Genomic DNA, 20336 nt, shown 5'->3' on the forward strand with positions numbered 1-20336 from the left:
TTCCCTCCCGTTCCCCCCCCCCCCCCCCCCCCCCCCCCCCCCCCTCCCCCCCCCCCCCCCCCTCCCCCCCCCCCGATGCCGTGTCGCCCTGCGGTCACCATCCCGGGGGTCGCCCGCCAACGACAAGGCGGAGGGGCCGGCTCAATTGTCCCGTGCCGGCGAAGGTTTGGCCGGCTGACGCCCCGGCCGGCTCACGGGTCGGCGCGAGTCGGGGGGGGGGGGGGGGGGGGGGGGGGGGGGGGGGGGGGGGGGGGGGGGGGTGGGGGGGGGGGGGGTGTTGGGGGCGGAGAACCCTTCTGCGGTCGGGGGGGTGGAGGGGGGGGGGGGGGGCCCCGCGCCCCCACCGGGGCCGGGGGGGCGGCCCCCCGCCGTCGCTCTCAGCGGCCCGGGGCCGCGAGGGTCAGAGCATGTTCTTGTAGATGTTCCACCCGCTGCCGAACTTCACCCGGGGGGCGAAGGTCGCCGTGCCGGTCTTGCCCGTCGAGGTGTACGTGTACACGTCGCCTCCCGGGAGGCGGGCCATCAGGTCGCCCTTGCTGTCGCCGTTGATGTCACCCGGGACGAACAGCGTGTCGTACTGGTTGAAGCCGCTGCCGACCTGTTCCCGGGCGGCGAACGGCGCGGAGGCCGTGCCGGTGCCCTTGTAGAGGAAGAGACCGCCGGCGGTGTCCCGGGCGAGCAGGTCGGGCCGCCCGTCCCCGGAGTAGTCGCCCGCGCCGACGAGGGTGTTGTAGCCGTTCCAGCCGGTGCCGACCTTGATGCGCGTGCCGAACTTCGTGTACGGCAGGCCGTCGCCGGGGTGTAGCCACAGGACGCCTGCGGAGTCACGGCTGACCAGGTCGCCCTTGCCGTCGCCGGTGAGGTCGCCGGGACCGGCCATCATGGTGTAGTTCCACGACGTACTCACCTTCTGGCCGCGGACATAGAGGTCGGTGCCGATGTTCTGCACGTAGCTGGCGTGGTTGTGGCTGTTGAGGCCCGTGGCGTACGTGTTGCGGGAGCCGGGCGTCTCCTTGCCGACCTCGTACGGCGGCGAGTAGTAGGCGCTGTTGGCCAGGGCGTGGTACTTGACCAGGACGTTGTCGGCCTGGGTCATCACGTTCTGGCCCTTGCCGAAGAGCGATGTGGTGCCCGCGCCGACGATGAACTTGTTGAGTTCGTAGCCGCTGCCGAAGTAGGCGGGTGCGGCGAACTTGCCGCCGCCGATCGACTTGAACCAGTACTCCACGCCGTCGTGGTTGCGAGCCAGCAGATCGCTCAGCCCGTCGCCGTCGCCGTCGTCCGAGCCGGTGATCACGTTGTACGTGTTCCAGCCGGTGCCGACCTTGACACGGGGTTTGAGCGGGGCGGTGGCGCTGCCGGCTCCCTTGTGGAACCACAGCTCACCGGTCAGGGTACGGGTGAGGACGTCGCCGATGCCGTCGCCGTCGACGTCGTTGGCGCCCACGACCTGGTCGTAGATCCCCCAGCCGGAGCCGACCTTGACCCGGGAGTTGAAGGGCTTGCCGACCGTCCCGGTTCCGGTGTACAGCCACAGGTCGCCGGCGGGATCCCGGGCCAGCAGGTCGGGGCGGCGGTCGCCGGTCAAATCGCCGGTGGCGATGATCCGGTTGTACATCTGCCAGCCACGGCCCGACCACAGAGGTGCCGAAGTGCTCTTCACGCCCGCCTCGTAGAGCGTGAGCACGCCGTCGAAGGTGAGGGAGAGGAGTTCGGGCCGGGTGGTGCCGCCGACGTCGCCCACCGGCAGCAGGTCCTTGAACGAGGCCTCCGGATCCGGATCGGTCTTGATAATCGTGTAGTCGCTCCAGGCCTTGATCGACGACAGATATACGGCCGTGACCTGGTCGTACTCCATGACGATCATGTCGCTGACGCCGTCGCCGTCGACGTCGTGCCGCGGCTTGGCGGCAGCGGCCACCCGGGCCGGGACCCGGGCCGGCATGACGACGGTCGGGAGCCCTTGGTCGCGGGCCGTTTCGGTGACGGCGGACGGTGCCGGCGCGGCGACGCCCGGCACGGCCAGGCCCGTCGCGGCCAGACTCGGCGCGGCCAGACTCGGCGTGGCCAGACTCGGCGTGGCGGCCAAACTCGGCGCGGCGGCCAGGCCGCTGGCGGCCAGGGCGAGAACGCTCCCGGCGGCCAGAGCGCGTAGCCATCTGCGCTGCGTTGACGTGCGGTGCGATGTACTCAAGATCCCCCCTGAGGATCGAGCCGTGGGGCTCTGCCCTGACACACGTCATGTGTGTGTACAGGATCACGCGTCCGTGCGTGAACGACCCCCCGCTTCCGTCCGTGCACGCTGAGCCCCGATACCGACATTCACGTCGGCACGATCACTCCGGTTCCCGTTCCCGGCACATCAGTTGGGCTTCCTGCACCGGGCGTGTGAGGAACAAGGGCCGCTCGGCCAGGCTTCGCTCGTGGGCGGAGTGGACGCTCCGGGCCCGGGTACGGCACCCCGGGCTCTGGGCGGCGGACCGCACGCGGCCACCATGACGACCAGGGCCCCCGCCAACCAGGCACGCCCTGCTGGAACGTTCGCGCACCCACCCTCTGGCCTGGGAATTCTCGGAACTCCGGTCAGAGGCCGGAAAGCGGGCAAGGCTGCTCGTCGCCCCACTTGGTCCGGAGTTCAACGGAGCGGGGTAGCGTCGGCCGGCGTCGCGCGTGTTGTCGACTGGGCTCGCCCGCTCGTGGAGCGTGTGGGCCGAGCCGGCCGGTGCGGGCTTGCAGCATTCGATCGGTCAGTGGCGTCGGCGTCGGGGCTTGCCTTCGTTCACAAGGACTCGCCCCGGTCGCCCCGGTCGGAAGTCTCGGCAAGTGCGACCACAATCAGTACCTGGTCGAGCACAGGTCTGATCGCGGCGGCCTGGGCCGGCGGAGCTTCTAAGATCTGCGGCATGGCAACACGACTTGTACAGATCAACATGAAGGCCCATGACGACTCCGCACTCGGCCGGTTCTGGGCTGAGGCACTCGGTTGGGGTGTCGACAGCGAGGGCCCCGGCGTGACCAACCTCGAACCCGTGGGCTTCGCCTACCCCGACCCCGTGGCCGTTTGCATCGACATCATCGCCCGCCCGGAACCCAAAACGGTCAAGAACCGCGTGCACCTTGATCTGGCCACCACCTCGACTGCCCATCAAGCGGAGTTGGTCGCGCGCTTGAAGGGTCTCGGCGCGACGCTCGCCGACGTGGGGCAAGGCGACGTCCCCTGGACGGTCATGGCCGACCCGGAAGGCAACGAGTTCTGCGTCCTGGAACCCCGTCCGATCTACCAGGACACCGGGCCGATCGCCGCGGTGGTGGTCGACTGCACCGACCCACGAGGGATGGCCCGGTTCTGGGGCGACGCGATGGACTGGACGCTGCACGAAGTCACCGACGACCACGCCACCATGCGCTCCGCCATGGGCGTCGGCCCCTACCTGGAGTTCCTGCGCACCCCCGACAGCAAGAGCGTGTGGAACCGCGTCCACCTCGACGTCTGCCCCTACCCCGGTGACGACCTGGCCGCAGAGGCAGCCCGACTGCGCGTCCTGGGCGCCACCAACCCTGATTTCGATCAGTCCGCAATCTCCTGGACGATTCTGGCCGACCCGGAAGGCAACGAGTTCTGCCTCCTCACGCCTCGCTGACCTTGAGCAACGACTCCGGCTGGTTCCAGGGCACCGGCGAAGACCGCGTGGCGTCAGCCTATGCCGCCCGCGACGGGAATGGCGTCCCCGATGAGCCAGCACGCTCCCTTCGGGGGCAAGAAAGGAGCGGTGGTCTCTGGAGGATCAGACGACAAAACGGGGTAGGACCTCTTGCTGAATGCTCGGATGGAAACAGAAGCCCACGCTGACTGGCATGCGGTGGTCGCTGACACCGTCGACACCGCCGGTAGCCCTGCGCCCCAGGGCGGTGGCCGCAGGCATTCAGGCGCGGACGGCTTCGAGGCCAAGGGCGTCGGCCGTCGCCTCTTCCTGCCCTGCCCTGCCACGTCCCCGGCGCTCTGGGCAATGACCGCGTAGCGCCAAGACTGGCCGTCGGGCGGAGCGTCCGCACAGAGGACCACCCCTTCGCCCTGCTCCGGCTCGAAGGCGAGGCCGCACACCCGCAGCCGGGCCGGCGCTTCCTCGAAGCGCAGCGGATGGCCCGCCCACCCCTTGGCCACCACCCAGGCCCAGGCCGGCGGGTGTGCGCCGCTCGCGCGTCGGGTCAGCCGGGTCACCATGGCGTGGGGTGCGGTGGTGGCCGTACGCCGGATGTTGCTCTCGCTCGCGTACGCGACACCGTCTACCCTCCAAGTGGCCTCCCAAGGCGGTGCCCCACGCTGCCAACTCGTCGGCCAGGTGGGCGCAGGGGCGGGCTACCGGAGTACTTCAGCCCTGCCGCCAGTTGCTGGTTGAGGTGTCGTCCAGGCTGCGGCTGAGTCTGCCGGGCCACCACACAGTCGGTCCGATGTCCCGTACCAGGGCCGGCACCAGGAGCGACCGAACGACCAGCGTGTCCAGGAGCACGCCGAATGCGACGATGAACGCAATCTGCACCATGAATGCCAGTGGAATCACACCGAGCGCAGCGAACGTTGCGGCGAGCACGACACCGGCCGAGGTGATCACCCCGCCGGTGGCGACCAGGCCACGCAGGACACCCTGGCGCACACCGTGGTGCACGGACTCCTCCCGCACCCTGGACATGAGGAAGATGTTGTAGTCGACGCCCAGAGCCACCAGGAACACGAAGCCGTACAACGGGACGGACGCGTCGGTACCGGTGAACCCCAGGACGTGGTGGAAGAGGAGGGACGCCACGCCGAGGGTGGCGAGGAAGTTCAGAGCAACTGTCGCGACCAGCAACACCGGCAACAGGAGCGCGCGGAGCAGGGCGATGAGAATCACCAGGATGATGGCAAGCACAACGGGCACGATCAGGAGACGGTCCCGTTCGGACGTTCGCTGGACGTCGTACTGCTGTGCGGTGTAGCCGCCGACACGGGCGTCCGCGCCGTTCACGGCGTGGACGGCGGTACGCAGGCGCGCCACGGTGTCCCTGGCCTCGTCGCTGTCGGCGGCGGAGCGCAGGGTGACGTCGACCCTCGCACGGCCGTGGACCACCTTCGGCTCTCCGCCCGGACGGCCTTGGGCGCCCACGGTGGTGGCCGAGGCGACGCCGTTGGTTTCCCGTGCTGCCGCGAGCACCGGCTCGAGGCGGGCTGCGTTCGTGATCACCACGGCGGGATTCCCCTGGCCTGCGGGGAAGTGTGCGCTGAGGGTCTCCTGAGCGGAGACGGACGGCGCGTCGCGGACGAAGATCTCCTCCAGGGGCACGCCCTTGGCACCGAGGGTGGGGGCGAATGCGGCGCATGCGAGGAGCCCTGCCAGGCACAGGGCCCAGATTCGGCGCGGTGCCTGGTCGACCAGGTTCGCAATACGCAGCCACACCACGTGTCCGCCCCGCCCGTCCGTGGCGGGGCGAGGCCGTGCCGGCCAGTAGGCAGCACGGCCGAGAAGAACCAGGACAGCGGGCAGAAACGTCAGCGTACTGAGAACGGCGCAGGCGATGCCGATGGCGCCGACGGGTCCCAGCGCGCGGTTGTTCGTCAAATCGCTCAGAAGCAGGGCGAGCAGGCCGAGGGCGACTGTGGCCGCGCTGGCGGTGATGGCGCCCCAGGACCGGCGCAACGCCGATCGCATGGCGGTGAACCGGTCATCGGTGCGGAGCAGTTCCTCGCGGTAGCGGGCGGTCAATAGCAGGGCGTAGTCGGTGGCGGCGCCGATGACGAGGATGGACAGGATGCCTTGGACTTGGCCGTCGACGCGGACGACGGCCTGCTCGGCGAGGGCGTAGACGATCGCGCAGGCGACGCCGAGCGCGAGGACCGCCCCGATGATGATCACGAATGGCAGGAGCACGCTGCGGTACACGAGCAGCAGGATCACGAGCACGGTGACGAGTGCGACTGCGAGGAGCAGTCCGTCGATCCCGGCGAAGGCGTCGGCGAGGTCTGCCCGGGCGGCTGCCGGGCCGGCCAGCTGGACGGTGGTTCCGGAGACCTTGCCCGCGGCGTTGCGGATGTCGTCGAGCACGCGCGGCAGGTCCTCGCCCAGTCGTGGGCTCAGCGGGACGACACTCTGCAGGGCCTGGCCATCGCGTGAGGTGAGGGCGGGGGGCACCGGCCCGACGACGCCGGGTGACCCGGCCAGCGAGGTGAGGACGACAGTGGCCGCCTGCTGCTGGGCCGACGACACCTTGGCTCCGGCGGTTTCGGCGGTCCACACGACGATGGCAGGCAGAACTTCTTCCTGCTGGAAGGCCCGCTGTTCGGCGATGACCGCGGTCGACTCGGCGCTGCGGGGCAGGAAGGCGGCCTGGTCGTTGGTGGCTACTTCACCCAGTCTGCCGGCGAACGGACCCAGGGCTCCGCCAAGGAGCAGCCAGACGACGAGAAGCAGGATCGGCGCGGCCACGCGGCCGCGGCGGTATGGGGACGACATGGCGCTCCGAGGCTCGGAATTACCTCAACGATAAACAATCTCAACGATTGAGATATTACTGCTTCCTGGCGTTCCGCTTCTCCTCGGGTGAGCAGGTCGGACGCGGCGACCGGCGGGTCGGCCCGGTCAGCTCCCCGGGGAGCGCAGCTGGGACAACTCATCGTTCATCGTGGCCAGGAACCGCAGCACGACCTCCAGCTCCGCTTCGGTGAGGCGAGCACGGGCGGCATCGGCGGCCTGAGCCAGGGGACGAAAGTAGGTGCGGGCCGCAGAACGGGCCTCGCGGGCGTAGTAGAGGTGGACCACCCGGCGGTCCGCGCTCTCACGGACCCGGCGGATGTGTCCCGCCTTCTCCAGCCGGTCCACGCACGCCGTCACCGCACCGGAGGTCAGACCGAGATGTTCCCGCAGCCCGCCGGGCGTCATCGGATCGTCGGCATCCAAAATCGCAGCCAGGGCCTGGACATCGGTCGGATGCAGGCCCTGGGCTCCGGCAAACCCATGCACCAGACGGTTGATCTCACCGTTCATCCGACGCAGATGTACCGCGAGCAACTGCAGATCGCCCGCCGGACCAAAAGTGCCACCTCGCACTCCGCCACTCAGCGCCCGCTCTTGATCCGGACTCACCCGGTCATCTTCACCAGCCATACCAGCCATCCGACAAGTCTAGGAACACACCGCTGCCACCCGACACCACGGGCGAGGATCGCGCGAGGGGGCGGTGCGCAGGTGACGCGCACCCGGGTCGAGCCCCGGCATGATCACGGCATGATCGCAGCGGCGGTGCCGGGCGACGCTTCGTCCGCGGCCTCGCCGGGGTTGGGCCACAACTGCCACCGGTCGGCGACCTGAACGGCTGGGGTGCTTGGTGGTGGCGGCCTCGGCGAAGACGGGGCCCGGTCCCGGCAGACGACCTCGATCCCGGGCCACTGGGCCGGCCAGGACGGCCACGGCTTCGGGGTGCACGGCGAGGCACCGGTTTCCGCCGCTGCCCTTGCGGCGCCGTACGGGGTGATGAGGTCGGGGAGCAGGACTCGTCGTAGTGGTGGCGGGCGCCGGAGAAGACGGCGCCACTGGATACGTTGATTGGACAAGCCCTCCACGCTGCCGCCCACGCGTCCGGCCGGACTGCGCCGCCGGAGGGATGATGGAGCCATGCTCTGGCCGCCGCCTGCTCCGCTTGCCCGGCTTCGGATTCGGGCAGGAGAGGAGCTCTTGCGCCGGGTCGCGGGCCCTGCTGCGCATCACAAGCGTGCTCATATCCATGGGGCTCCGGGACCGCGCTGGTTCGAGCCGCGCAGTCCGATCCGCCTCGTGCATGCGGACGCGTCCATGTACGTCGGCGGCCTTGCCGCGCTGCTGCTGCAGTCGCTGCACCCCGAAGCCATGGCTGCCGTGTGGGCACACTCGGGGTTCAGGGGAGACCCGTGGGGCCGGCTTCAGCGCACCAGCACCTTCCTGGCCGTCACCACGTTCGGGACGGACCAGGACGCCGCTCAGGCCATCCTTCGAGTGCGCGGCGTCCACGACCGGATCAGCGGCGTCACCTCGGACGGAGTGCCCTACCACGCTTCCGATCCACACCTGCTGGCCTGGGTCCACATCGCCGAGGCGGAGTGTTTCCTGCGGGCCTACCAGCGCTATGGACGTCAGCCCTTGGACCGGGTCGGCCAAGACGCTTACGTGCGCGACATGGCGCTGGTCGCCGGTCGGCTGGGGGCCGAGGACCCGCCTGAGACCCGCGCGCAGCTGTCCACCCGGCTCGCCCTATACCGCGGGGAGCTCCGACCCACCCCGGAGTCACGTGAGACGACCGCGTACCTGCTGTCTCGGCCGCCGTTGCCGGGCGCTGTACGGATTCCGTATGCCTTCTTGGCGGCTGCGGCCGTGGATCTGCTGCCCCGATGGGCGAGAGCGCAGCTGTCCATTCCCCGCGCATCACGGGTTTTGCTTCCCCTGGCCGGGCCCCGGGGGCGGGCTGTGACAGCCGCGATCCGGTGGGTTACGCCGCCTCTGCCTCCGCCGGCGGAGGCCGCATGAACGGTCGGCCTTGTCTTGTTCGTCGGCCGACTCGGCGGACCGTGACCGCCTCGCCAAGAGACTGAACGGCGACACGGGACCATCCCTGGCTCTGCTCCGCCTCGTGCCAGCCGCACACCTACGCGGCCGGGGCCGATCAGCCGGCGCCTCCCGAGGCAACCGTTCATGCACGCACAGGAACGGGGCGGGCCTTCTCCGGCGACAGCAAGGCCTCACGTCGGACATGGGCTCACTGGGGTCCGGGAGGGGTCGGGCCCCCTCGCTCCACGCGCGGGGCGGCGCTGTCGCCGGGGGCGAGCGTACGGCTCCCTTTTCATGGACCTCCACCTGACGGCAAGCAGCCGAGGACGGCGTCTGCGGCGGTCCATCGCCTGGATCCCCTCAAGGATGGACGCCGGGGAAGGGTGGGTCAGCGCCGCGGCGGCAGAGGGTGGAGCGTCACGTCGTGCACCCTCCCCTCCGCGAGACGCAGCGTCATGAACGAGCAGAACGGCTGGCGTCTGCGGTCCGTGGGCGAACCCGGGTTGAGCAGGCGCAGGTTTCCGGCGGTGGTGTCCCACGGGATGTGGCTGTGGCCGAACACCAGGACGTCCACGTCGGGGAAGCGTGCCGCGCAGCGACGCTCCCGTCCGGCGGATGCCCCCGTCTCGTGCACGACCCCGAAGCGCACTTCTTCCAGCTCGGCGTAGGCGATCTCCGGGAGTCGCCGGCGCAGTCCCGGGCCGTCGTTGTTGCCGTACACGCCGATCAGCCGACTGGACCTGGCCTCCAACAGGTCGAGGGTGGCCTCGTCGATCCAGTCTCCGGCGTGGATGACGACGTCGGCGTCGTCGACCGCTGCCATGAGGGCTTCCGGGAGCGACGCGGCGCGGGCGGGGAGGTGGGTGTCCGAGGTCAGCAGGAGCCGCATACGTTCCACGGTAGGACGCTGCGCATCCGAGTGCCCGTCCCGGCGCGACGGCTGTCCCGTCCCGGCGCGACGGCTCTACGCGGGCCGGGTCATCGTCGGCGCAGCCTCATGCGGTCAGCACCGTCGGGCAGCCAAGCACCGCCTTCCTCGGGCACGACCGGGACGGCCGCCGATCTTTGGAGGTCAGCAGGTCCCCTGCTGCGTCACGGCGACCGGCCCGGCAGATCCGCGCATACCCCCGGCGAAAGTCCTCACCCCATGTCCTCGGCTTCGAGGAGCAAGTGCGGCAGGAGGACCACAAACGGCGGTGGGCCGCTCCCCCCGTCGGGGGGAGCGGCCCACCATGTAGCTCGGCTGGGCACTGCCGCAGGCCGGGCTACCAGCGGTACCAGCGGCCGCTGCTGTTCTTGGGACGGGCGACGAAGCCGATGAGCCACAGCACCAGCACCGCGATCGCGATCCACCAGAGGATCTTCACCGCGAAGCCGGCACCGAACAGGACAAGGATCAGCAGAAGAACGAGAAGCAGGGGAACCATAGTTATCAACCTCCGAAGCGGCGGATGCCCGCCTCTGCGACGGTCATGCGCTCGATTTTTACCCGGTTCTTAGCCGCACAGCCGGGTAAGAGCGGCGGCCCGCCGCGGATCGCCGTGCGCAGTTCGCCCGGTCGGCGGCACAAAGGGGGTTTGCGGTCGCTGAGCGGGAGCAGGCGAGAGATCACGACCAATCCGGTTCACCACGAGGAGGTCCCGATGTCGGGCACGGAGAAGACCAAGGCACAGGCCGAGCAGGCCAAGGGCAAGGCCAAGGAGATGCTGGGCCGGGCCGTCGGCGATGAGCGGATGACCGCCGAAGGCCACGGTGACCAGGCCAAGGGCAAGGCCCGACAGGCCAAGGAAGACGTCAAGGACACCTTCCGCCACTGACAGGCGCGTCCCGGCGCGCTGCCCGTTCGGGCCCCGACCCTCCCCCGGGCCGGGGCCCGAACACGTGCCCGGCGCCCCCGGGGCGCTCGGCTCCCTTCACACTCGGACCGGGCAAGGGTTTCGGGGTTGGCCGCGCCGGCGTCCTGTCGTTGACCATTCCCGCCGAACCAACCACGCCCTAAACTGCGAACGCTCCAAAACCTGGCGATCATCAGGAGGGCGCGCAAGATGAACCGAGCACTGATCAGCGCATTCGCGGCCGTGACGTTAGTTGTGTCCGGGGGAGGTGCGGCCACCGCTTCCGACGGCGCTCCGCCGCGCACCACGCACGGCCCTTGCCAGTACACGCAGACCCCGGACGAGCCGCCCGCGCGTCTTGTTCCACTGCCGCCTGACCCCCGGCGCACCCCCAGCCGTGGCACGGTTGACATGGCTGTTCCGACCAGCCAGGGCCCGCTCCCGCTGCGTTTGGACCAGGCCAAGGCGCCGTGCACGGTCCAGAGTTTCCTGCACCTGGCACGGCATGGGTTCTACGACCGAACGGTGTGCCACCGTCTGACGGCGTATCCGACGCTGAAGGTCCTGCAGTGCGGCGACCCGACGGGTACCGGAGAGGGAGGGCCCGGGTACAAGTACAAGGACGAGCTGCCCGTGGATTTGCCACCCGCACCGACCGATCCGACCGGCGCGCGCCGCTTGTACGGGCGCGGCCTGCTGGCGATGGCCAACGCCGGTCCGGACACGAACGGCTCACAGTTCTTCGTCGTCTACGGCGACTCCGCCCTACGACCGAACTACACGGTGTTCGGCACGGTCGGCCCCGACGGCCTCACGACACTCGACAAAGTCGCCGCCGGAGGAATCGAGCCGACCGCTGAGGACCCGGCACCGGTCGACGGCACACCCGTGTTGCGGACCGAGCTGCTCCGCGTCCGGCCGTCCTGCCGGCATTGACTCCCCGCGCGGCCCCCGCCGCAGCCGCGGCCGCGCAGCCTGCTGACCTCGTCCCGGCCGCTCCGGTGGCCTCTGTCCGGGGTACCGCGCCCCGTCCAAGCTCCGCAGCTTGAGTAGGGGTTGGCAGACGTGGACGAGGACGAGGAGCCGGTGGTCCTCGATTCGAGGACCGGCAACAGCCGCCGGGTTGCACACTGACCCAGCTTGCTGTGGGAGGGATTGACTGGTGGCGGGCAGGCCCGGGCAACGGCGAACTGGCGATGCTCGGCATACAGCACGGGGCGGGTCGGGGTCAGGTCGGGCGGTGGGGGCCCAGGTCGAGGAGGACCGCCGCCAGTTGTTCCGTGGTGAGGCCCGGTGCAGGAAGGTCCGACGGGGGGCGCGTACCGGCGCGCAAGCCGTCCAGGAACAGGACCAGTTGCCGGCGCCAGGCGTGCGGCGGCCCTGCGGCCGCCAGGGAGGGGACCGAGCGACCGAGCGTGGCCAGGCTCAGGAGCATGTCCTCGACGGTGACGTCGGGGCGCATCGCGCCGTCACGCTGGGCACGGTCCACGAGCAGGGAGATCGTCTCGTGGTTGTGGACGTGGACGGCGTCGAGGGAGGTCACCCCCTCGATCGGGGTCGTCATCAGGTCGTTGACGCCCCGGTCCGCTGCCAGCACGGTGAAGACCGTCTCCAGGTAGGAGGCCAGCCCCGCCCAGGGATCGGCCGCGCCGCGGGCCTCTTCTCCGGCGTCGACCGTGCCCTGGAGCGCGTCACGGAACACCGCGTCGATCAGGGCGGCGCGGGTCGGGAAGTGCCGGTACAGGGTGGCGTTTCCGACGCCCGCTTGGCGGGCGATCACGTCGAGGCGGGCGTCCAGACCCTGGGCGGCGAAGGCTTTGCGTGCGGCGGCCAGCAGCAGCTCGCGGTTGCGCAGCGCGTCACGCCGTAGCGGCGCAGGCCGTTCCGTGCCCGGGGTCACTGTCCACTCCTCGCGTCGCCGGTCCCCACGCAGGCGCCCCGGCACCGGGGACCGTGGTCCGGTACGGATGCTAGCGCCATCGGTGGCGGCGTCATGCGGGGAGCCGCCGCGACCAGCGCACCGGCAGGGCGACGACGCCCCTGAGCATGGTGCTCGGGCGGCGTACGAGGGAGTCGGGTTCGGTGGCCAGGGCAAGGTCCGGCAGCCGCCGCAGCAGGGTCGCCACGGCGATCCGGCCTTCGACGCGGGCGAGCGGCGCACCCAGGCAGTGGTGGATGCCGTGGCCGAACGCGAGGTGTCCCCGGGCGGCGCGGCGGATGTCGAAGCGATCGGGGTCGGCGAAGTGCTCGGGGTCGCGGGAGGCTGCAGCCAAGGAGAGCATCACGCTGTCACCGGCCGGGATCCGGACCCCCGCGATCTCCAGGGGTTCCGCGGCGAACCGGAAGGCCGCCGCGGCGACGGGCCCGTCGTGGCGGAGCATCTCCTCGACGGCGCCGTCGAGAAGGCCTGGCTCCGCCCGCAGCGCGGCGAGCTGGTCGGGGTGGCGCAGCAGGTTCAGGACACCGCCCGAGATGAGGTTGACCGTGGTCTCGTGGCCGGCGACCAGCAGCAGGAAGGCCATGCCGAGCAGTTCCTCGGCGCGGAGCCCGTCCGGCGCCGTGGAGGCCCCGACGAGGGCGCTCATCAGGTCCGGCCCGGGATCACCGGCCTTGGCGGCGATGAGCGCGGCGAAGTACGCGCTCATCTCACCCGCCGCGGCGCCCGCCGCGGCGGGTGAGGACGGTGCGACGAGCTCGGCCGACCAGGTGTGGAAGAGGCGCTGGTCCTCGACGGGGACTCCGAGCAGCTCGCAGATGACGGTGAGCGGCAGCGGCAGCGCGTAGTGGGCGACCAGATCGGCGCTCCCGGCCGACGGGAAGGCGTCGAGGAGGCGGTCGGCGATCTGCTGCACGCGCGGCCGCATCGCCTCGATCCGACCAGCGGTGAACTCGCGTGCGACCAGGGCACGCAGGCGGGTGTGCTGGGGGGCGTCGGTCTGCAGCATGTTCAGCCCGATGGCGTTGCCCCCGTCGCTCTCCCACGTCGCGGAGTGCCGTATGTCGTTGCGCAGGCGGGGGTCCGTGAGCGCGGCGCGTACCTCGTCGCGGCCGAGGACGAGCCAGACGTCACCGCTCCCGGGGATGTGGACGCGGTGCACACGGCCCTGCTCGCGCAGTGCGGCGTAGACGCGGTGCGGGTCGGCGGCGAAGCTTGTACCGGTGGGGGTGAGTTCATCGAGGGTCGGGGCAGGCATGGTGTTCCTTTGATTCTCGGTGAGACGGCGAAGCGGGGAAGGATTCCCGTTCTGAGGGGTGGGTGTGCCGGGATCCGTGGAGATCCGCCGTGAACCTGTTGTGGAGCCCGTCGGATCCGGATCGGGGCAGCCGGGTCAGGCGGGCGACGGGAGGTCGGTCCGGGTTCCGGCGTCTTCGGCCTGCACGAGCCGCCGCCGGGTGCCGCCGCGCTCCATGAGGTGGAGCTTGTAGCCTTCCGGCCTGTCGGCCTCGTCGGCGAGGTGCTTAACGTCGGCAAGGTGCTTAACGACCCCCGAGCAGACGGCTTCCTTGAGCCTCGCCCCGAGGCGGCCGCCGTCCTTGAACCAGACCGCGGTGTCGAACCGGTCGGCGAACTGGAAGACGCCGGCGTGCCGGCCCAGGCTGGTGCACTGGGCGCCGTAGGGCTGGTTGAGCACGGCGGGCGGTTCGCCCCCGATCAGGCTGAGCACGGTGTCGGCGGCCCGGGCCCATCGGCATGGCGGCCTGGCAGCTCATCCGCAGGGGCAGGCCCGACGGCGCCGACGAGTCACCGGCCGCGACGATACGGCCGTCGTCCACGCTTATCAGCGTCTCGTCGGTGAGCAGACGACCCTCGGGGTCGGTGCTCAGCCCGCTGCGTACGGCCAGGTCCGGGCCGGCGAAGCCGGCGGTCCACACGGTCACCCCGCTCGGCACCTCGCGGCCGTCGGCGAGCGACACGGCGGCCCGGGTCACGGCCGTCGGCCCGCGAGGGTGCAAGTACGGTCCGAGAGCCCCGCCGCAGACCAGCGTGACGGCGCGACCCTCCTCGGCCAGCTCGGTGGCGGTCTCGATGCCGCTCGGGCCGGCGCCGACCACCGTCCCCGCGGCCGTCGCCGGCGCCCGCCTCCAGGGCCGGTCGCAGTCTGGCGGCCTCCTCGAGGCCGGCGAGCGGGTGGGCGAACTCCGCGGCTCCGGGCACCGCCGGGTCGGCGCTGCCGCTGCCGACCGCGTAGACCAGGTAGTCGTATGCCGGCCTGCCGCCGCCCGCGAGGACGAGACCGCGGCCGGCGGCCTCGATCCGGGCGACGGTGTCGACGACCAGCCGTACGCGTTCGGCCGGCAGGTCCTCGTACGCGACGACCGCGGTGTCCGCCCCGCCGACCAGCTGGTGCAGCCGGATCCGGTGGACGAACGGGGGCGCGGATCGACCAGGGTGACCCTCACATCGCTGCGCCGGGTGAGGCGGTTGGCCTCCATGACGCCCGCGTAACCGCCACCGATCACTACGACGTCGGTGTTGCCGTTCATGATCGCACTCCGGTTCGAAGGGTGCGGCGGAAGGAGCCGCCTGGGTGGTTGCTCATGGGGTGGGCGGCGGCCCGTGGGGGGCCGGACACGTCAAGGGGTCCACACCGCGCGGACGGTGTCCGCGCAGGAGGCCGCCTGGGCACGGCCCGCCCGGGCGGCGGCCGTACGGCGGGTCTGGTCGAGCATGTTGCGGCCGAAGGCCCTGCGGGCGGCGCGGTCGGGGGTGAGGACCGCCACCAGCGCCCCGCCGGCGGCGAGTTCGGCCCCCTGGGCGGTGGCGCTCGGGTGGGGACCGACCGCTTCGGGAATCGGGGTGAGGGCGATGACGCGGCGAGCGCCCCGGGCGAGGTGCACGTTGGCCGTCGAGCGGCTGCCCCCGTCCATCCACCGGCCGCCGGCCACCGATACGGGCGGCCAGACCACCGGTACCGCGCAGCTCGCCGCCACGGCGTCGGGGAGAGCGATGCCCGAGGCGGAGTCGAACGTCGCCAGGTGTCCGCTGCGGGCGTCGACGGCCGTCAGCCGAAGGTCGGCTGACGGCCAGTCGCGTATGCCCGCCAGGAGAACTGCGACCGCGTCGTGCACGGCCGACTCGGGGACGGTACGGGAGGCCAGCGCGGCCCGCCCGAGGCGCTGGGCGGAACGCCGCGGATCACGCGAGCCGAGTGCGGCCCACAGGAAACGGGCCGTCTGGCGCAGGGTGACGGTGACGTCGAGCTCCGGGGCTCCGTCGAGTTCTTCGCGGTACATCTCCTCGGCCCGCACGCCGGAGGTGAGCCGCGCACCGATCACGGAGCCGGCGGAGGTCCCGATCGTCACGTCGGCGGCGGAGAGGTCGAGGCCCTCCTCGGCCAGCCCGGCCAGCATTCCGACCGTCCAGGCAAGCCCGACCGCTCCCCCGCCACCCAGCACCAAAGCCGTGGTCGTCATGATCCCCGCCCCCCACATCTTAAACGGGGACTGCTCCCCGTTTCCCTGACAGGCAGGACGGTAGCACAGAAAATGGGGACCACTCCCCGTTTCTCGCGGACGCCTGGTACCCCTCGGAGACCCGTCTGCCAACCGGCCGGGCCACCGGATCCGAGCCATGCCTGCTCTACGCATCGCGGGTCGAGGGAGTAAGACGCGCGTACGCGGAAGCCCAGCCTGTACGAAAGTGGTCTGGGCGCCGAAGCTCGCCCGGTCAGCCCGGACCCTTCGGGCCCACCAAGCGGGGTGGGCCAGCGCCATCCATGAGGGACCTGACGGGCACCCACCTCGCACCACACGGGCGTCACCGTCACGCCTGAGATGGCGATCGACGAGAGGCAACCCATCGTGCGGGACGTCAGTTCGCGAAGCAGGTCTTCACGGGCGCCCGAGAGCAGGTCCACAACGAGGTCGGCCCTCGCGCACGCCGCGTGGCCCAGGCCGGCGCCCGGCGCAGGAGCAGAAGCGGGAGCGGCGCTCGCAGTGGGAGCTGGAGCGGGCGCGGGGATCCGGGTGGCGGGAGCCGTGGCGGGAGCGGGCTGCGCGGCCGGTGCGGGAATCTTGGCGGCGGCGGGAGCGACGGCGGCGACGGCCTGGTCGACGCCGACACCGGCGGCGCGCGCGTCGAGGAGAATCCGGGCGACGTCCACGCACCGGGCGTCGAGGAGCCCCATCGCGGCCGCGATGTCCGGCCAGGCCGGCCGCCACGTCCCGCCGGACCGCGTCCGGTTTCGGCGCGGCTGCGCGGCGGCCACCTCTCACCGAGCGGCGAGCGATTCTGCGCCAGTTCACCAACAGCATCGACGCGACAACCGGCGCGTTCACCGGGCGCCGGGAAGGGATGCCGCAAGCAGTCCGCCGGAGGGAACCTGACGGACTCCTGACTGCGCCGCCCTGCAACCACCCCACCGTGTTGAACATGTTCAATTCACTGGGGTGCGGTGACACGAGGTGTCGCTACGGTGGGCTACTCAACGAGCAGTGCTCGATGGTACGGGTCGATGGATGTCAGCCGAGTCCTCGACCAGCTCGAACGCCGCCCCACGCAGCCGGATCGGGCTGGCGCGGGCGTTCGGGCCGGCGGAGCCGGCACCGTGCCCGAGGCTCAGGCGTCGGCCGGGCCGTTGAGGCGGCCCGGCCCTTCAGCGGATCAGGCGTGGACCGCGTGCCAGGGGGTGCACTTGCGCTCGCTGCCCTTCACGACGCACCCTCGCAGCTTGTACGGGTGCCCCTCCGGCAGGTTGCCGGAAGCGACCGCCATGTAGATCGCCTTGTGGCCGCGGGTGGAGGCGATGCGGCCCGTGCTCAGCTCGGCCTCGACCGACCAGCCATCGGGGCTGATGTCCTTGGCGATGAGGGAGTCGCCCGGGATGTCGGGCGCGGGCTGCGGGTCGGCGTTCCAGCGGGCGAAGCCCATGTTGTGGCCGTCGGTGGGGCTCATGATGTTGATCGTGTACGACCCGTCCGCCGACATCGCGGCGAGCCCTGAGACCCCGGACGGCAGAACGGCAACGTCGGCGTCGGGCGTGAGGTCGCCCGTTTCGTCGGCGGCGCTAGCGGTTCCGGCCCCGGCAGTGAGCGCCACGCCGGCGAGCAGCGTGGCCGAACCGAGGACCGCGCCGATGCGCTTGTATATCGAACCCATGATTTCCTTCGTTCCTGCGCGCGACGGCGACCGCCGCACGGGCACTCTCTCACCGACTGCAAACTTGGCTGGCAGCCAGTCAAGAACACTGTAACCAGGCCTTGTTGCAGGGCTACTCGCGGGTACCGCTTGAGCCTGCACAACCGGACCACGCGCGGACACAGCCCTCTCCGCGGGCACGGCCCGGACCGCCGCGGTACCGGTCGGGGTGGTGGAGCAGGCCGCGGTCGCGGAGACGCGGGGGCCGTCGGGGACCAGGGGCCGGGCGGCCTGGACAGGGGTGCGCACCGAGCGCCGACGCGGCCACCCGCGGCCGGCGCGCACCTGCTCCGGGTCGGCGGCCTCCACCACCGCCCGCGACCACAGCCCCGGCCCCGCATCCGGTGCCGGGACCAGGCCCGAGCCGGCCGCCCACCGCCAGGCCGCCAACGGGACCCGCAGCCGGCCCGCAGCCTGGTTCTAGGCGGGCCCGACCAGACGGCAGACCCCGCTGAGAGTTGCGAGCCCGCCCACAGCGCGGGCATGAGCGCCATCCCGCGTGCCTCATCGACCTGGTGGCGGCCCCGGTCGGCTTGCGTTCGCGGTCGGCACGCGGGGCGGGGTCATGTGCCGAGGACGAGCAGGTCGTTCGCCGTGAGGACATCAGTGTCCTGTAGGGGGCGCTCCCCCGCTCGTGCCGGCGGGGCGGTGTACGTGCGGGGAAGGGCCGGGTACGCGTTCTCCGGGTTGAGGACGGGGGCGGGGCGCTGGGGGCTCGGCCCGGCGGGGGAGAGCCGGGGCTCCCACCGGCTTCGCCGGCGTCACCGCAAAGCCGCCTCCAGTGCGTCCCGCAGCCCCTCGGGCGAGGTGAACACATGTCCCTGTAGGCCCAGTTGACACGCGGCCTGCACGTTCTCGGCCCGGTCGTCGACGAACAGGATCTCCTCGGGCGGCAGTCCGAGCTCGCGGACGCACCACTCGTAGGCGGCGGGCTCGGGTTTGGCGCTGCCGATCCGGCAGGACAGTCCGCGGACCGCGAAGTGCTCCAGCCACGGGTGGGTGGCCTCGTACCGGACGGCCAGGTCCTCGGGGATGTTGGAGAGGAGGCCCAGCACGGTTCCGCTCCCGGCGAGGTGGTCGAGCAGGTCCACGGTGCGCTGGTCGATCTCGCTCCAGCTGGCGAGGTCGGCGGCGATCAGCTCCTCGGTCAGCCGCTGGTCGAGCGGAATGGCGAGTTGCGCGCAGACCGCTTGCCAGTAGCCGGGCCCCGTGACCTCACCGCGGTCGTAGGGGGGTCGGTGCGACCAGTACGCGGCCCAGAAGCGGTCGGGGTCGCCGCCGGCGGTGCGTTCCAGGACGGCCATCGATTCCGGCGACTGGACGCGGGCGATGACACCGAACATGTCGAAGAGGACGGCTTTCATGCTTCGGCTCCTCACGCTCTACGGGTCTGCGGGTCTTCGGGCTCAAAGGGTGGGCTCAAAGGGTGGGAACGGATTCCGTGCGCCCCGGATCGCGCGGGCCCGGCACGCCACCGGGGTCGGGCGCGTTGCGCCGCAGCCAGAGGCTGAGCACGCCGCAGATGACGGCGAGCAGGAACAGCAGCAGCGGCACCGTCCGCACCTCCATCGTGTCGATCACGGCACCGAGCAGCGGCGGGAACGCCACGCCGCCGATCATAGAGGCGGCGATCACGTAGGCGCCGGCCGCGGCCACGCTGGGCACGGCGCGGTTCAGCCAGGGCAGGCAGGTCGGGAAGATCGGCGCGATCATCAGGCCGACGCCGACGTACGCGTACGGGGCGAGCGCCGGGATGGTCGCCAGGAGGAGGGAGCCGGCCATGCCGACGCAGCAGACGAGGAGGATGGACGGCGCGGACCAGCGCAGGCTGATCGGTGCGGCGACGAACCGGCCGATGGTCATGGCGGCCCAGTAGGCGGAGGTGGCGGTCGCGGCGGTGGCGGCGCCGTATCCGACGGCTTCGAGGTGGGTGGGCTCCCAGCCGCCGACGCCGGTTTCGATGGCGACGTGCAGGACGTAGATCCCGATGAACACCGCGATGATCGGAAGCACCCGGGCACCGCCCGCCTCGGCGCCCTCCGCGGGGGTGGGGGCGGGCTCCCGGGCGGCCACCCCGCCGAGGGTGACGAGGATCAGCAGGCTGATCACGCCGGTGCCCACGAAGATCTCCGGGTAGTTGTCCGCCCCGAGCCAGCCGATCAGGGCGGGGCCGGCGATCGCACCGATGCCGAAATGCCCGTTCAGCAGGTTGAGCATGGCGGTGCTGCGGTGGCCGAAGCCGGCGGCGAAGAGCTGGTTGAGGCCGTAGTCGATGCCGCCGAAGCCCAGGCCGATGACGAACGTCCCGGCGAGGGCGAGGGTCCAGCTCGGGGAGAAGGCGAAGACGGCGGCGCCGACGGCCATGAGCGCGTAGGAGCCGCCGAGCAGCACCCGGTTGTTCAGGCGGCCCCGCAGGAGGTGGTAGATCAGCACTCCGAGCAAGGCGCCGACGAAGTGCGCGCTGAGGCTGAGCCCGGCCACGGCCGGACTGATGCCGTATGCGTCGCGCAGCGCCGGGATCGCCGGGCCGTAGAGCGCCTGGAGGGCGCCGATCACCACGAACGCCAGGCACGAGGCGGCGATCGCGACGGTGGTGAGGAGGGGCTTGCCTCCCTCTGGCAGATCGGCCTCGCTGGTGGAGGTCATGGCTCTCCTCATCGGTCATGGTCGAATGAACATGCTCAACGTTCACAGCAGCGGTAAGTTCACACTATTTCACTCACACTACACATCAGCTATGTTCGTTTCAACAGTGAGCATGTGCGAAACGCTCAACCGCAGCGCCCTCCCGCCCCTTCTGTGCTAAAAGCAGAC

The 20336-nt window shown here is 71.2% G+C and carries 16 protein-coding genes and 1 pseudogene; 4 read left to right on the plus strand and 13 right to left on the minus strand.

All coding sequences use genetic code 11. From position 1 onward, the window contains the following. Positions 1 to 400 precede the first annotated feature (400 nt). Complete coding sequence (locus ACZ49B_RS34370) at positions 401 to 2194, minus strand: FG-GAP repeat domain-containing protein (protein WP_468313876.1); 1794 nt, start codon at positions 2192 to 2194, stop codon at positions 401 to 403. 709 nt (positions 2195 to 2903) lie between these two features. Here ACZ49B_RS34370 and ACZ49B_RS34375 point away from each other — a divergent pair. Then, complete coding sequence (locus ACZ49B_RS34375) at positions 2904 to 3641, plus strand: VOC family protein (protein WP_468313878.1); 738 nt, start codon at positions 2904 to 2906, stop codon at positions 3639 to 3641. Between the two features lie 53 nt (positions 3642 to 3694). Here ACZ49B_RS34375 and ACZ49B_RS34380 read toward each other — a convergent pair whose 3' ends face one another. The 3 genes from ACZ49B_RS34380 to ACZ49B_RS34390 all read right to left on the minus strand — a co-directional run bounded on the left by ACZ49B_RS34380 (position 3695) and on the right by ACZ49B_RS34390 (position 7136). Beyond that, on the minus strand, positions 3695 to 4222 hold the full coding sequence (locus ACZ49B_RS34380) for a peptide ligase PGM1-related protein (RefSeq protein ID WP_468313881.1): 528 nt from the start codon (positions 4220 to 4222) through the stop codon (positions 3695 to 3697). Between the two features lie 148 nt (positions 4223 to 4370). Continuing rightward, positions 4371 to 6485 (minus strand): MMPL family transporter, encoded by a 2115-nt coding sequence (locus ACZ49B_RS34385; protein ID WP_468313883.1) that lies wholly within the window; start codon positions 6483 to 6485, stop codon positions 4371 to 4373. Positions 6486 to 6611: 126 nt separating this feature from the next. Then, positions 6612 to 7136: a MarR family winged helix-turn-helix transcriptional regulator gene (locus ACZ49B_RS34390; protein ID WP_468313973.1), complete on the minus strand. Its 525-nt coding sequence runs from the start codon at positions 7134 to 7136 to the stop codon at positions 6612 to 6614. A gap of 507 nt (positions 7137 to 7643) precedes the next feature. Between ACZ49B_RS34390 and ACZ49B_RS34395 the strand changes: the two genes are divergently transcribed. Next, positions 7644 to 8528, plus strand: coding sequence for an oxygenase MpaB family protein (locus ACZ49B_RS34395; protein WP_468313886.1), 885 nt, complete (start codon positions 7644 to 7646; stop codon positions 8526 to 8528). A gap of 409 nt (positions 8529 to 8937) precedes the next feature. Here ACZ49B_RS34395 and ACZ49B_RS34400 read toward each other — a convergent pair whose 3' ends face one another. Further along, complete coding sequence (locus ACZ49B_RS34400) at positions 8938 to 9438, minus strand: metallophosphoesterase family protein (RefSeq protein ID WP_468313887.1); 501 nt, start codon at positions 9436 to 9438, stop codon at positions 8938 to 8940. 376 nt (positions 9439 to 9814) lie between these two features. Beyond that, a complete protein-coding gene (locus ACZ49B_RS34405) occupies positions 9815 to 9976 on the minus strand; it encodes a hydrophobic protein (protein ID WP_468313889.1) in 162 nt (53 codons plus the stop codon). 216 nt (positions 9977 to 10192) lie between these two features. Here ACZ49B_RS34405 and ACZ49B_RS34410 point away from each other — a divergent pair, with 216 nt between their 5' ends. Both ACZ49B_RS34410 and ACZ49B_RS34415 read left to right on the plus strand, forming a co-directional pair. After that, positions 10193 to 10366, plus strand: coding sequence for a CsbD family protein (locus ACZ49B_RS34410; RefSeq protein ID WP_468313892.1), 174 nt, complete (start codon positions 10193 to 10195; stop codon positions 10364 to 10366). A 228-nt stretch (positions 10367 to 10594) separates the two neighbouring features. After that, positions 10595 to 11320: a peptidylprolyl isomerase gene (locus ACZ49B_RS34415; RefSeq protein ID WP_468313895.1), complete on the plus strand. Its 726-nt coding sequence runs from the start codon at positions 10595 to 10597 to the stop codon at positions 11318 to 11320. Between the two features lie 292 nt (positions 11321 to 11612). Here the strand turns inward: ACZ49B_RS34415 and ACZ49B_RS34420 are convergent, their stop codons facing one another. From ACZ49B_RS34420 to ACZ49B_RS34450, 7 genes and pseudogenes are all read right to left on the minus strand, one after another. Then, positions 11613 to 12284 carry a TetR/AcrR family transcriptional regulator gene (locus ACZ49B_RS34420; RefSeq protein ID WP_468313898.1) on the minus strand — a complete coding sequence of 224 codons (672 nt, stop codon included), beginning with the start codon at positions 12282 to 12284 and terminating at the stop codon, positions 11613 to 11615. Between the two features lie 91 nt (positions 12285 to 12375). Then, positions 12376 to 13578 carry a cytochrome P450 family protein gene (locus ACZ49B_RS34425; RefSeq protein ID WP_468313901.1) on the minus strand — a complete coding sequence of 401 codons (1203 nt, stop codon included), beginning with the start codon at positions 13576 to 13578 and terminating at the stop codon, positions 12376 to 12378. Between the two features lie 135 nt (positions 13579 to 13713). After that, positions 13714 to 14869: pseudogene (locus ACZ49B_RS34430) on the minus strand (NAD(P)/FAD-dependent oxidoreductase). Between the two features lie 90 nt (positions 14870 to 14959). Next, positions 14960 to 15799 (minus strand): patatin-like phospholipase family protein, encoded by an 840-nt coding sequence (locus ACZ49B_RS34435; protein WP_468313904.1) that lies wholly within the window; start codon positions 15797 to 15799, stop codon positions 14960 to 14962. Positions 15800 to 16988: 1189 nt separating this feature from the next. Continuing rightward, complete coding sequence (locus tag ACZ49B_RS34440; RefSeq protein WP_468313907.1) at positions 16989 to 17483, minus strand: hypothetical protein; 495 nt, start codon at positions 17481 to 17483, stop codon at positions 16989 to 16991. Between the two features lie 800 nt (positions 17484 to 18283). Continuing rightward, positions 18284 to 18886: an HAD family hydrolase gene (locus ACZ49B_RS34445; RefSeq protein WP_468313909.1), complete on the minus strand. Its 603-nt coding sequence runs from the start codon at positions 18884 to 18886 to the stop codon at positions 18284 to 18286. Positions 18887 to 18941: 55 nt separating this feature from the next. Continuing rightward, positions 18942 to 20168 carry an MFS transporter gene (locus tag ACZ49B_RS34450; RefSeq protein WP_468313912.1) on the minus strand — a complete coding sequence of 409 codons (1227 nt, stop codon included), beginning with the start codon at positions 20166 to 20168 and terminating at the stop codon, positions 18942 to 18944. Positions 20169 to 20336: the final 168 nt, after the last annotated feature.

The organism is Streptomyces sp. NPDC031132 (assembly GCF_055570595.1).